10 protein-coding genes are annotated in these 12,405 nt (G+C 69.1%); 3 read left to right on the top strand and 7 right to left on the bottom strand.

The window, feature by feature from the left end:
- The first annotated feature begins 109 nt into the window (after positions 1 to 109).
- Complete coding sequence (locus tag IP92_RS00695) at positions 110 to 2,542, top strand: EAL domain-containing protein (RefSeq protein WP_145872612.1); 2,433 nt, start codon at positions 110 to 112, stop codon at positions 2,540 to 2,542.
- 120 nt (positions 2,543 to 2,662) lie between these two features.
- On the opposite strand, the gene glcF is transcribed toward IP92_RS00695, so the two are convergent.
- From glcF to IP92_RS00680, 3 genes are read right to left on the bottom strand one after another with little or no spacing between them, the layout of a single operon-like run.
- Complete coding sequence (glcF, locus tag IP92_RS00690; RefSeq protein WP_145872611.1) at positions 2,663 to 3,898, bottom strand: glycolate oxidase subunit GlcF; 1,236 nt, start codon at positions 3,896 to 3,898, stop codon at positions 2,663 to 2,665.
- 1 nt (position 3,899) lies between these two features.
- Positions 3,900 to 4,949: a glycolate oxidase subunit GlcE gene (gene glcE / locus IP92_RS00685; protein ID WP_145872610.1), complete on the bottom strand. Its 1,050-nt coding sequence runs from the start codon at positions 4,947 to 4,949 to the stop codon at positions 3,900 to 3,902.
- 24 nt (positions 4,950 to 4,973) lie between these two features.
- Positions 4,974 to 6,461, bottom strand: a complete 1,488-nt coding sequence (locus tag IP92_RS00680; protein WP_145872609.1) for an FAD-linked oxidase C-terminal domain-containing protein — start codon at positions 6,459 to 6,461, stop codon at positions 4,974 to 4,976.
- A 100-nt stretch (positions 6,462 to 6,561) separates the two neighbouring features.
- On the opposite strand from IP92_RS00680, the gene IP92_RS00675 reads away from it, so the two are divergent.
- Positions 6,562 to 7,113 (top strand): cob(I)yrinic acid a,c-diamide adenosyltransferase, encoded by a 552-nt coding sequence (locus tag IP92_RS00675; protein WP_145872608.1) that lies wholly within the window; start codon positions 6,562 to 6,564, stop codon positions 7,111 to 7,113.
- Between the two features lie 171 nt (positions 7,114 to 7,284).
- On the opposite strand, the gene IP92_RS00670 is transcribed toward IP92_RS00675, so the two are convergent.
- The 4 genes from IP92_RS00670 to IP92_RS00655 all read right to left on the bottom strand — a co-directional run bounded on the left by IP92_RS00670 (position 7,285) and on the right by IP92_RS00655 (position 11,065).
- Complete coding sequence (locus IP92_RS00670) at positions 7,285 to 8,094, bottom strand: hypothetical protein (protein ID WP_145872607.1); 810 nt, start codon at positions 8,092 to 8,094, stop codon at positions 7,285 to 7,287.
- A 3-nt stretch (positions 8,095 to 8,097) separates the two neighbouring features.
- Positions 8,098 to 8,790, bottom strand: a complete 693-nt coding sequence (locus IP92_RS00665) for a hypothetical protein (protein ID WP_145872606.1) — start codon at positions 8,788 to 8,790, stop codon at positions 8,098 to 8,100.
- Positions 8,787 to 9,950, bottom strand: coding sequence for a sialidase family protein (locus IP92_RS00660; protein WP_145872605.1), 1,164 nt, complete (start codon positions 9,948 to 9,950; stop codon positions 8,787 to 8,789). Before IP92_RS00660 ends, IP92_RS00665 begins: the two co-directional genes overlap by 4 nt.
- Positions 9,951 to 10,153: 203 nt before the next feature.
- Positions 10,154 to 11,065 carry a LysR family transcriptional regulator gene (locus tag IP92_RS00655; RefSeq protein ID WP_145872604.1) on the bottom strand — a complete coding sequence of 304 codons (912 nt, stop codon included), beginning with the start codon at positions 11,063 to 11,065 and terminating at the stop codon, positions 10,154 to 10,156.
- A 102-nt stretch (positions 11,066 to 11,167) separates the two neighbouring features.
- On the opposite strand from IP92_RS00655, the gene IP92_RS00650 reads away from it, so the two are divergent.
- Positions 11,168 to 12,400 carry an SGNH/GDSL hydrolase family protein gene (locus tag IP92_RS00650; protein WP_145872603.1) on the top strand — a complete coding sequence of 411 codons (1,233 nt, stop codon included), beginning with the start codon at positions 11,168 to 11,170 and terminating at the stop codon, positions 12,398 to 12,400.
- Positions 12,401 to 12,405: the final 5 nt, after the last annotated feature.

The following is a 12,405-nucleotide window of genomic DNA, read 5'->3' as shown; positions in this document are numbered from 1 at the left end:
CACCTTGTTGCCCACAAGAATTTCATTTTAGGTAATAATGGCAGGCGGATTTTCCCACACACCGCACATGCACCGCTTGCCTGCAAAACTCCTGTCCCGCTGGATGAGGATGGGCGCGTACGCCCGCCTGTTCGTGCCGATCACCGCCCTGATCGTCACGATTGTCTGCGCACGCTATACGCTGCTGATCGATTCCGAATCGACCCAGGCACGGTTGCAGTTCGCGCTGGAGTCGCAACAGGCGGCGCACGCGCTGGCCGATGCCGTGCGCGAGCCGGCCGAAGCGGGCGACCTGCGCCGCATCGGCATCCTGCTGCGCCAGAGCGCCACGCGCAACCCGGCCATCGTGGCCGTGCTGTGGCAGGAAGGCAGCGTCGTGCGCGAGGCGTGGCACGTGGACGAGCAACGCGACTATCCCGCCTGGTTCCCCCACATCGCCGACATCGCGCCGCTGTACTACGAGCTGCCCGTCGGTGAGGGTCAGCTCAGCGTCACCTTCCGCCCCACTCCCGCGCTAAACGGCGCCTGGCAAGCCCTGCGCCGGCAAGCCCTGCTCTCGCTGCTGAACATCTTCCTGATCTACTCGCTGCTCGGCATGCTGATCTACGCGACGCGCCGGCTGCTGCGCCGCTTCGGCACGGCCACGCGCGCGTTCCGCGACGGCGCCTACGGCGTGCGCCTGCCGGTACGGGGCTTTCCCGAGGCGCAGGAACTGGCCGTTACGTTCAACGACATGGCCGCGCGCATCCAGGACCTGATGGGCAAGCTGCGCGACGAGAAGGAGCGCATCGAAGTGACCCTGGCATCGATCGGCGACGCCGTCATCGCGACGGGTCCGGGCGGCCGCATCCGCTCGATGAACCCGACGGCCGAACAGCTGACCGGCTATCCCGCCAGCGAAGCGATAGGCCTGGAGCTGCACAGCGTGTTCACGCTGGCGAACAACTTCGGCCAGCACACGCTGCTCAAATCGCTGGCGGCGATCGAACGGGGCGGCCCGAACGTCAAGGCCAAGGACCAGAGCCTCGTGAACCGGCGCGGAGAGCGCTACAACATCGAATACACGGCGGCACCGATCCGTGCGGGCGGCATGCCGGAAGGCGTGGTGCTGGTGTTCCGCGACGTCAGCGAGAAGCGCCAGCTGATCCAGCAGATCTCGTGGCGCAGCGAGCACGACGTGCTGACGGGTTTGCCGAACCGCACGGCGCTCGCAGCCCGCTTCGAGCACGAGATCGCCCGCGCGCGCGACGAGCATTGCCTGCTTGCGGTGTGCCTGTTCGACCTCGATCACTTCCGGCTCGTCAACGACAGCGGCGGCCAGCCGCTGGGCGACGAGGTGCTGAAACAAGCGGCCAGCCGGCTGCACGAATTCGCCGGCGCGCGCGACTACGTGGCACGCCTGGGCGGCGACGAATTCGTGCTGCTGCTGCGCGACCACACGGACCGCGCCAGCATCGAAAAGACGCTGGAGCGCCTGATGCTGTCGCTGTCGCGCGTGTACCAGGTGGCGGGCCGCGCGATTCCGATGACGGCCAGCGCCGGCGTGGCGATCTACACGGGCAACGACGTCAGCGCCGACAACCTGCTGCGGCATGCCGACCAGGCGCTGTACCAGGCGAAGGTGCAGGGTCGCAGGAAGGTGCACTTCTTCGACGCGGACCTGGACGAACAGGTGCGCACGCACCACAACCAGCGCACCGAACTGCGCGACGCGCTGCTGGCCGGCCAGCTATGCCTGTTCTACCAGCCGAAAGCGAACCTGCGCCAGGGCCGCATCGTCGGCATGGAGGCGCTGCTGCGCTGGCGCCACCCGGAGCGCGGCCTCGTCGGGCCGCAGGAATTCCTGCCGGCCGTCGAGCACACGGACCTGATCGCCGACATCGGCGAATGGGTGCTGCGCGCGGCGCTCGAGCAAATGCAGCAATGGTGCGCGGCCGGGCGCACGTGGGTCGTCGGCGTCAACATCGCCGCGCGCCACTTCCAGCGACCCGACTTCGTGCAGCGGCTGCGCGCGCTGCTGGCCGAGTACCCGTCCGTGCCGCCGCAATTGCTGGAGCTGGAGATCCTCGAATCGTCGGCACTACACGACGTGACGCACGTGCGCACGATCATGCAGGAATGCCAGGCGCTCGGCATCCGCTTCGCGCTGGACGATTTCGGCACCGGCTATTCATCGATGTCCTACCTGAAGCGGCTGCCGGCGGACGTGCTGAAGATCGACCAGAGCTTTGTCCGCAACATGCTGGTGGACCGCGACGACCTGCACCTCGTCTCCGCCGTCATCGGCCTGGCGCGCGCGTTCAACCGCAGCGTGATCGCGGAAGGCGTGGAAACCGTGGAGCACGGCGCGCTGCTGATCCGGATGGGCTGCGACCTGGCGCAAGGCTATGGCATCGCCCGGCCGATGCCGGCCGATACCGTGCTGGGATGGGCCGACGCATTCGTGCCCGCGCCCGAGTGGGGCACGGCCAGCCTGCTGGGCCCATTGACGGATTTGAACGGCGACAGCGACGCGAGCCGCCTGCTGTTCACGCCGGCGTGAGCGCTATTACGGCTGAGCTGGTCTTTTTCCAACACCAGGGACTGTCCCCGGTCGGCTGAGCTGGTCTCTTTCCAACACCAGGGACTGTCCCCGGTCGGTTGAGCTGGTCGTTTTACGACATCAGGGACTGTCCCCAACTGGACCGATCATCCGGTCCACCAGTTCGATCCAGTGCTCCACCGGTGTTTGCGTACCTGATTGCAGGTGGCCGATGCAGCCCACGTTGGCCGAGACGATCCGTGCCGCTCCCGTCGCCGCGAGGTTCGCCAGCTTGCGGTCCCGCAGCGGCAGTGCGAGTTCCGGGTGCAGCAGCGAATAGGCGCCGGCGGAGCCGCAGCACAGGTGGGAATCCGCACATAGCCGCACGTCGATGCCGAGCGCGCGCAGCAAGCCCTCGACCTTGCCGCGGATTTGCTGGCCATGCTGCAGCGTGCACGGCGGATGCCACGCGACCGTCTCCGCGCGGGGCCGGGCCAGCCGCACCAGCTCGGGCTCGAACTGCGGCAGCACTTCGGACAAGTCGCGCGTCAATGCGCTGATGCGCGCCGCCTTCTCCGCGTACGCCGGGTCCTGCGCCAGCAGGTGGCCGTACTCCTTGACGGTGGCGCCGCAGCCCGAAGCCGTCATCACGATCGCCTCGACCTGATCCACATATGGCCACCACGCGTCGATGTTGCGGCGCATGTGTTCACGGCCGCCATCCTGGTCGTTCATGTGGAAGCGCAGCGCGCCGCAGCAGCCCGCTCCCCGCGCCGCCATCAATTGCACACCGACGGCATCGAGCACGCGTGCCGCGGCCGCGTTGACGTTCGGCGACAGCGCCGGCTGCGCGCAGCCTTCCAGCACCAGCATCTTGCGCGCATGCGTGCGTGCCGGCCACTGTTGTGGTGCCGCCGCGGGCGGAATCTTGGCACGCAGCGCTGCCGGCAGCACTGGCTTGACGAGCCGCCCCGCGCGCAGTGCCGCGGCAAACAGGCCGCCGCGCGACAACCCTTCCTTCAGCACCCAGCGGCGGATCCGGTCGGGCGCCTTGCGCGGCACGCGTTCTTCCACGGCGTGGCGGCCGATGTCGGCCAGCCGGCCGTAGCGCACGCCGGACGGGCACGTGGTTTCACAGTTGCGGCACGTGAGGCAGCGGTCCAGGTGCAGCTGCGTGCTGCGCGTGACGGGGGCGCCTTCCAGCACCTGCTTGATCAGGTAGATGCGGCCGCGCGGGCCATCCAGTTCGTCGCCCAGCAGCTGGTACGTGGGGCACGTGGCCGTGCAGAAGCCGCAGTGCACGCAGGCGCGCAGGATGCTTTCCGCTTCGATGCCCTCCGGTGTGCCGCGGATGAAATCGGCGAGGTTCGTTTGCATGTCAGAGCATTCGTCCGGGATTGAAGATGCCGGCAGGGTCGAAGGCCGCGCGCAAGCGTTCGTGAATGCGCGCGACGGCCGGCGCCAGCGGATGGAACACACCGGCCGAGCGGTCCGCGGCGCGGTACAGCGTCGCATGGCCACCCACCGCCGCGACGAGGTTGCGCAGGTCGGCCGCGGCGATGTCGGCATCGCGCAGCCAGCGCTGGGCGCCGCCCCACTCGATCAGTTGCCGGCCACCGGTGGCGAGTGCCGGCGCGGTGGACGGCACGGACAGCCGCCACAACGTAGGCGCGGCGAAGAATGCGTGGGTCTGGTCGCGCAGCGCGTCCCAGAACAGGGGGCCGTCGGCGATCGCCTCGCCGCCCAGCTTGCGCAGCGCGGCCGCGACGGCGGCGTCGGCACCGGACAGCCGCACCGTCAGCACGCCGTCATGCCAGCAACTGGCCGACAGCGGCAGCGGCTGGCCGCCCCACTCGTTCAGGCGGCGCAGCGCCGTCGCCTCGTCCAGCGCGAAGCGCACGGTGGCCTCGCACAGCGGCTGCGGCAGCACCTTCAGCGACAGCTGCGTGATCAGGCCGAGGGTGCCGAGCGAGCCAGCGAGCAGGCGCGAGACGTCGTAGCCGGCCACGTTCTTCATCACCTGGCCGCCGAAGTTCAGCAGCTCGCCCTTGCCGTCCATCAGCTGCGCACCCAGCACGAAGTCGCGCACGGCGCCGGCAAACGCGCGGCGCGGCCCGGACAGGCCGGCCGCGACCACGCCGCCCAACGTCGATGCGGGACCGAAGCGCGGCGGCTCGAACGCCAGCATCTGGCGCTCGGCGGCCAGCACGCTTTCGATCTCGGCGAGCGGCGTGCCGCAGCGCGCGGTAATCACCAATTCGGTTGGCTCGTAGTCGACGATGCCGCGGTGGCCACGCGTGTCGAGCACGGCGCCGTCGCCAGGGTGGCCATACCACTGCTTGGTGCCGCCGCCGACGATGACGAGCGGCTGGCCGGTGGCGGTGGCGGACTGGATGCGGTCGCGGAACAGGTGCAGGGTGTCGCTCATCGTTCGCTCATCGTTCGCCATCGGTCAGAAGCGCGGCAGGTTTGCGTGGGGCAGCACGCCGTTCGTCACGCGCATGCGGCCGAACTCCGCGCAGCGGTGCAGCGTTGGGATCGCCTTGTCCGGGTTCAGCAGCGCCAGCGGATCGAAGGCGCGCTTGACGGCGAAGAACGCCGCCAGTTCCGCGGGCTTGAACTGCACGCACATCGAGTCGATCTTCTCGATGCCGACACCGTGTTCACCCGTGATCGTGCCGCCGACGGCGACGCACAGCGCCAGGATGTCGGCCCCGAACGCCTCGGCGCGCGCCAGCTCGTCCGGCTGGTTCGCGTCGAACAGGATCAGCGGGTGCAGGTTGCCGTCGCCGGCGTGGAACACGTTGGCGCAGCGCAGGCCGTACTTGACCTCCATCTGCGCGATCCCCGCCAACACCTGGGCCAGGTTCTTGCGGGGGATCGTGCCGTCCATGCAGTAGTAGTCCGGCGAGATGCGGCCGGCGGCCGGGAACGCGTTCTTGCGGCCGGACCAGAAGCGCAGCCGTTCCTCTTCGCTGGTCGAGACGGCGATGGCACTGGCGCCGGCGTCGCGCAATACGGCGGCCATGCGCGCGATCTCGTCTTCCACTTCATCGAGCGTGCCGTCGGCTTCGCACAGCAGGATTGCCGCGGCATCGAGGTCGTAGCCGGCGTGGACGAACGGCTCGACCATGCGCGACGACGTCTGGTCCATCATCTCCAGACCCGCCGGGATGATGCCCGCCGCGATGACGCGCGCCACCGCGTTCGCACCCGTGACGACGTCCGCGAACGACGCCATGATGACGCGCGCGACGGCCGGTTTCGGCACCAACTTCACTGTCACTTCGGTAACGATGCCGAGCATCCCTTCCGAGCCGATGAACACGGCGAGCAGGTCCAGACCGGGGGCATCGAGTGCCTCGCCACCCAGTTCGATCACGTCACCCTCTATCGTCACGACGCGAGCGCGCAGCACGTTGTGGACGGTGAGGCCGTACTTCAGGCAATGCACGCCGCCTGAGTTCTCGGCCACGTTGCCGCCGATCGTGCAGGCGATCTGCGACGACGGGTCCGGCGCGTAATACAGGCCGTGCGGCGCGGCCGCCTCCGAGATCGCCAGGTTGCGCACGCCCGGCTGCACGACGGCCGTGCGTGCATACGGGTCGACGCGCACGATCCGGTTCAGCTTCGCGGTGGACAGCACGACGCCCTGCGCGATCGGCATCGCGCCGCCGGACAAGCCGGTGCCCGCGCCGCGCGGCACCACCGGCACGTTCAGGGTACGGCAGACTTCCAACACGGCGGCGACCTGCGACTCGTCCTCGGGCAGCGCGACGACCATCGGCGGCTGGCGGTAGGCGGACAGGCCATCGCATTCGTAGGGCCGGGTGTCCTCCAGGCGGGACAGCACGCAGTGCGGCGGCAGGACCGCGCACAGGGCGGCGGCGACGTCGCGGCGGCGCTGTTCGAAGTCCGGATTGGCGGTGAGCGTGGACATGGCCCGATTGTAGGGCCAAACGGCGCGCGCGCGGCAAAACCCCGCCCAACCTTTGGTAATTTGGCGTATGCTCGCACCATTTCAAAATCAGGAGACGAGCATGGGGAACCGGCTATCGAAGATCGCGACGCGCACCGGCGACAACGGCACGACAGGCCTGGGCGACGGCAGCCGCACGCGCAAGGACAGCGTGCGCGTGCACGCGATGGGCGACGTCGACGAACTCAATTCGAACATCGGCCTGCTGCTGTGCGAGCCGCTGCCGGACGAGCTGCGCGCGGAGCTGGTGACGATCCAGCACGACCTGTTCGACCTGGGCGGCGAACTGTGCATCCCGGGCTACCAGCTGATCAAGGAAGAGCACGTCGAGCGGCTCGATGCGCTGCTGGAGAAGTACAACGCGACGCTGCCCGCGCTGACGGAATTCATCTTGCCGGCCGGCTCGCGCGCCGCGTCGCTGGCGCACGTGTGCCGCACGGTATGCCGCCGCGCCGAGCGCAGCATCGTCACCCTGGGCAACGAGGAAACGATCCACGACCACCCGCGGCAATACGTGAACCGGCTGTCCGACCTGCTGTTCGTGCTGGCCCGCGTGCTGAACCGCTACGCCGGCGGCAGCGACGTGCTGTGGCAGCACGAGCGCAAGCGCTGACACTACTGCCGAGCCCGTGTCCCTCTGGGGTCAGACCCCAGAAGGTCAAAAAGAGGACACGGGCTCAGCCTTAATGAACGGCTGGGCTCGTGTCCCTCTGGGGTCTGCCCCCAGAGGGACATGTGAAGGGGAGCAGTGCTCCGCGCCCCCGCCCCACCACGGGCGCTGCCGTTACTCGCCCGTGGCGCCCACACCGGCTGCCAGCAGCCATGCGTTCAGCAGCAGGAACACGAGGCCCATGGCCATCATCCACGAGGCGCGGCAGCGGTCGCTGTCGTTGTCGAACACGGGCGGCTTGCCGTAGCCGATGCCGCCGAAGTAGGCGGCGAATACGGTGGACAGGTAGTGCACGGCGCCGAACATCTCGCCCAGCTCGCCCTTGCGCGGGTGGTCGATCACCGCGTGCGATACCGCCACCAGCGCGATGTAGATGACCGATGCGGACAGCGGCGGCAGGTACAGCCCCATCTTCTCGACCCATGCGCGGATGCCCGGGCGGGTTTTCGCCAGCAGCGGCAGGATGATGTTGTGCGTCAGGCCCGCGATCGCGATCAGCTTCAGCAGGATCGTCTTGTGGATGCTGCCGGTCTTGCCGATCGCCAGGTTGTGCAGGTTCGTCTCGGCCTGCTTGTTATTCTGCAGGAAGAACTCGGGCGAATCGATGTGCAGCACGCGCTGGAACCAGCTCACTTCCTCGCCCGCCGCCGCGAAGACGAGCAGTGCCAGGCCCACCAGCGCCAGGAAGTCCAGCGTGACGCGCGGGTTGCGGTGCCAGCGGTCCACCGCGGCGAACGCGAGCAGGCCGGATGTGACGACGAAGCACAGGAACTGCATCCATTCGACGATGCCGTCCTCGCCCAGCAGGCGCCACAGCTTGGCCGGATCCGGCCCCGACCACGCCACGGCCACGCCCATGATCCAGACGTTGATGGCGATCCCGACCGCGATCACCGGGTGTATGTACCACTTGCTCTTTACCACGCATTACTCCCTAGCTGTTTGAAGTTGTTCGATGGCGGCCACCGGCACGCTTGCCGGTTCCGCCTGCACCGCCGCCGGCACGGCACGGGCACGCCACGCGGCCACGTACCGCACGGCGGCGGCGCCGGCCGAGATCAGCGCCCACGTCCACAGCAGCGGATCGAGCAGCGCGTCCCACAGGTTCCCCGTCGGCAGGCGGGGCAGCGCATACAGCAGCAGCCCCGCCACCAGGGCTGCCGCGCCGTGCCGGCCCCAGCCGTAAATGACGGCCGCGCCGCACGCCACGATGGCCGCGCAGGACAGCAGCGGCGCGCCGGTGCCGCCGAAGCCGGCGTAATACAGGCCCAGCGCCACGACGCCGAACGCGTCGAGATACAGCAGCGTGCCGGCCGCCACGATGGCCAGCGCAAAGGCCGGCGGCAACAGTGGCGCCACGGCCCGCCCGCGCCAACGGTCGGCAAGCGCCAGCAGCGCGCAACCCAGCGCCACGCCGCTCGGGAACTGGAATGCCAACACCAGCCAATAGGCCGGCGACGCCGGCCCTGGTAGCGCCATCAGCACCAAGCTGGCAAGGCCGATGCCGGCGATGGTGCGGCGCGACGGCTGCGGCAACAGTGCCAGCAGCAGCGCGGCCGCGACGAGCGCCCAGGCCACGCGGCCGTAAGCGATCTGCAGTGCGAGATCGGGCAGGTTCATGTCGCATCCTCCTCTTTGATCCGGAACTGGTGATGGGCGATGCCGCGGCGCTGGTGCGTGTAGGTGATGTGCAGCTCGTCGCCCACCTGGTACATGGTGGGATAGGAAAATTCGTCGCCCGGCTTGCCGCTGACGATGTCGGCCACCGGTTCCCACTTGCTGCCGTCCGCCGAGACGGCCAGCGACAGCACGCTGCGCGACGAGCCCCCTTCGGCCACGTGGTTGTACAGCATCAGGATGGTGCCCGTGTGCAGCCGCAGCGCCGCCAGCGACGTGCTCTGGTTCGAGACGGCCATCGGCGCCAGGTCTTCCCAGCTTTCGCCGCCATCGCGGCTCGTGGCCTGCTGCACGCGCTGCTCCTCGCCGGAATCGCGCATCCACGCCCGCACCTCGGTCGGCGAAACGGGCACGATGGTCGGCTGCAGCGCGTCGGTGCCGGTGCCGATGCGCGTCACGCGGCGCGGCGCGCCATGGCCGTCGAACGACATCAGCATCGGGTACTTGTTGCCGATCTCGAAGTACACGGGCAGCCACCACCCGCCGTCGGCCAGCGCGACAGGCGACGTGCGCACCAGCACGCTCGTATTGAACACGGGAGACATCGGCAGCACGCGCCGCACGGCAAACGTGGCACCCTGGTCGCGCGACTCCATCTGCACGATGCGGGAGGCGGCCCAGCCGCCCAGCCCCGTCGCAACGACGTACAGGTGGACGGTGCCGTCGGCCGCCGTCCAGGCGACGGGATTGCCGACGCGCCGCACGCCATACCCCAGCGCGGCGCTGAGCGATTCGCGGCTGGCGACGACCCAGTTGTCGCTCCAGCGGCCATTCGACCAGCGCGATGCGTACACCTTGACATCCGGCCCGCTTTCGCGGCTGCCGGCCCACCAGAACGACAGAAGTTTGCCACCAGGCAAGCTCGCCAGCGCGCTCGCGTGCGCGGACGGTACGCCGGTCGGCATCGGGATCATCGCGCGCGACAGCTCGGTCAGCGCGACGCTCTTCTTCACCGGCGCATGGACGGCAGCCGGCCGGTCGCCGCGCTGCGACAGATGTGTCCAGCGCAATGCTTCCGCCGCCGTGGCGGCTGCCACGGCAACGATGCACGCGAGTGCGGCAATGCCGCGCACCCGCCGTGCAGGAGGGCGCCATGCTCTCATTCCATCTCCCAGATACCGAAACCGGGGAGCGGACGCCGCGTTCCCCTGCCCGAACATGCTCATGGTCCGGCGGTCTTTGCCACCAGGACTCAGTTCTTGCTCCGCTGCTTAGTTGCTAAGCGGAAGCCGGTATCCTACAGGAAAAAATAAAGAAAAGGTTAAGTCAGCCGTTTCCGGCCCCTCGCGCGCCCCGCTTGCCGTCATCAGTGCCCGGCGGCCATAAAACCCGGCAGCGCCGGCAGCCGGGCGCGGATGAAGTCGACGAAGGCGCGCGCCCGCGCGCTTTGAAACCGCCGGCTCGGGTACAGCAGGTACACCTGCTGCGGCACGCCGCGCCAGCGCGGCAGTATTCGGCGCAGCGTGCCCGCCGCAAGCAGGTCCTGCACCAGCCATTCCGGGCACAGGCCGATGCCGGCGCCGGCCGCCACGCTGTCGCGGATCGCCAGCGCATGGTTGATGCGGTAGCGACTTCGCACCGTCACCGTCACGTCGCGCGCGCCATCGGACAACGCGATCGCGTCGCCGGCCGGCAGCCATGCGAAGCGCACGTAGCGATGGCGCGCCAGTTGCGCGGGCGTGCGCGGCGTGCCGTGCCGTTCCAGATAATCCGGCGCGGCGACGAGCAGCCGGGGCGACACGGCCACGTGGCGGGCGACGGCATCCGGCGGCAGATCGTCGCCGAGCCGCAGCGCGACGTCGACGCCCTCTTCCACCAGGTCGACCATGCGGTCGTTCAAGAGCAGTTCCAGTTCGATGTCCGGGTGCTGGGCCAGGAAGTCGACGGCCAGCGCGTTCAGCCGGAACTGCCCCAGCGCGACCGGCGCGCTGACGCGCAGCAGCCCACGCAGCGCCGCGTTGCCGCCGCGCGCTTCCGTCACCGCATCGTCGAAGCCGGCCAGCAGGTCCTTCGCGCGCGCGTAGAAGCGGCGCCCTTCCGGCGTTGGCGCGAGACTGGCCGTGGTCCGCTCCAGCAGGCGCACGCCCAGCTCGTTCTCCAGCGCCGCGACGATCTTGCTGACGGTGGGCTGCGTAGTGCCCTGCTCGCGCGCGACGGCCGACAGGCTGCCCAATTCCACCGCCCGCACGAACGTGGACAGCGAGCGGATCGTATCCATGCCTATTCCATATTCGAATGAGTGTCAGTCGATTCTACCTTCTTCTACGGTAATGGCGAATGAGCCACGATGGCGCCGTCATTCATCGAAAGGAGTTCACTCATGACGATTACCCGATTCCTTGCCGCCGTGCTGACGACATTCACCTTCGCCGGCCAAGCCGTGGGGGCGCAATGGCAGACCAGCTGGTACGCCGCGCCACAGCCCACGTGGGGTGCGGACTTCGCGCTGCCGACCAACGTCCCCGCGGCGGTTAACGGCAGCACAGTGCGCGAAGTAGTGCGCCTGTCCACGGGCGGTGCGCGCGTGCGCGTGCAGCTGTCGAATCGCTACGGCACGGCGCCGCAGACGATCGGCGCCGTGCGTATCGCCCGGACCGCGGCGGATGCGGGTGCCACCTCCGCCATTGTGCCCGGGGACCGGGTGCTGGCGTTTGCCGGACGGTCGTCCGTGACGATCCCGGCCGGCGGCACCGTCACCAGCGATCCCGCCGACTTCCCCGTCGCGGCGCTGGCGCGGCTGACGGTGTCCGCATGGCTGCCGGCGGCCGCGCCATTGACGACCTTCCACTGGGGCGCGCAGCAGACCGGCTACATCGTGGCGGGCGATGCGACGGCCGCGCCGGCGCTGCCGCAAGCGGCCGAGCTGCATGGCCGCGCGTTCCTGACGGCGGTGCAGGTGGAAAGCGAGCGTGCCGCCACTGTCGTCGCATTGGGCGACTCGATCACGGACGGCAATGGCTCGACGCCGGACTGGCACCGGCGCTGGCCGGATCAGCTGGCCGATCGGCTGGCGCGCGATGGCATCGGCGTAGCGAACGCAGGCATCTCGGGCGCGCGGCTGCTGTCTGCCCGCATGGGTGTGAAGGCGGAAGATCGCTTCGCGCACGACGTGCTGGAGCAACCGGGCGTGCGTGCGGTTGTCGTGCTGTTGGGGACGAACGACATCGGCTGGCCCGGCACGGCGTTCGCGCCACACGAGCCGCCAATGACGGCGCAGCGGCTGATCGCCGGCTACCGCGCGCTGATCGCCCGCGCCCGTGCGCGCGGCGTGACGATCGTCGGCGGCACGCTGCCGCCGTTCAAGGGCGCGCTGCCCGGCACCCCGTTCGCCGGCTACTGGACGCCGGCCAAGGAAGCCGTGCGGCGCGAGGTCAATGGGTGGATCCGGGACAGCGGGGAATTCGATGCGGTGGCGGACTTCGATGCGGCGCTGCGCGATCCGTCCGACCCGGAACGCATCCGCCCTGAATACGACTGCGGCGACCACCTGCATCCCGGCGATGCCGGGTATGCAGCGATGGCCGCCGCCGTGAACAAGGTGTTGTTTTTCTAAACCAG

Origin of the sequence: Pseudoduganella flava, from assembly GCF_007830495.1 — a bacterium.
In the GTDB taxonomy this organism is placed as follows: Bacteria; Pseudomonadota; Gammaproteobacteria; order Burkholderiales; family Burkholderiaceae_D; genus Rugamonas; species Rugamonas flava.
The sequence above is the reverse complement of the archived record's forward strand: the minus strand, read 5'-3'. Positions and strand labels throughout refer to the sequence as shown.

What these genes read in the sequence shown, in the direction of transcription:
- IP92_RS00680 (WP_145872609.1), bottom strand. Translation starts at nt 6,461, where the DNA reads ATGTCCACGCTCACCGCCAATCCGGACTTCGAACAGCGCCGCCGCGAC.
- IP92_RS00660 (WP_145872605.1), bottom strand. Translation starts at nt 9,950, where the DNA reads ATGAGAGCATGGCGCCCTCCTGCACGGCGGGTGCGCGGCATTGCCGCA.
- IP92_RS00650 (WP_145872603.1), top strand. Translation starts at nt 11,168, where the DNA reads ATGACGATTACCCGATTCCTTGCCGCCGTGCTGACGACATTCACCTTC.
- IP92_RS00695 (WP_145872612.1), top strand. Translation starts at nt 110, where the DNA reads ATGGGCGCGTACGCCCGCCTGTTCGTGCCGATCACCGCCCTGATCGTC.
- IP92_RS00665 (WP_145872606.1), bottom strand. Translation starts at nt 8,790, where the DNA reads ATGAACCTGCCCGATCTCGCACTGCAGATCGCTTACGGCCGCGTGGCC.
- glcF (WP_145872611.1), bottom strand. Translation starts at nt 3,898, where the DNA reads ATGCAAACGAACCTCGCCGATTTCATCCGCGGCACACCGGAGGGCATC.
- IP92_RS00675 (WP_145872608.1), top strand. Translation starts at nt 6,562, where the DNA reads ATGGGGAACCGGCTATCGAAGATCGCGACGCGCACCGGCGACAACGGC.
- glcE (WP_145872610.1), bottom strand. Translation starts at nt 4,949, where the DNA reads ATGAGCGACACCCTGCACCTGTTCCGCGACCGCATCCAGTCCGCCACC.
- IP92_RS00655 (WP_145872604.1), bottom strand. Translation starts at nt 11,065, where the DNA reads ATGGATACGATCCGCTCGCTGTCCACGTTCGTGCGGGCGGTGGAATTG.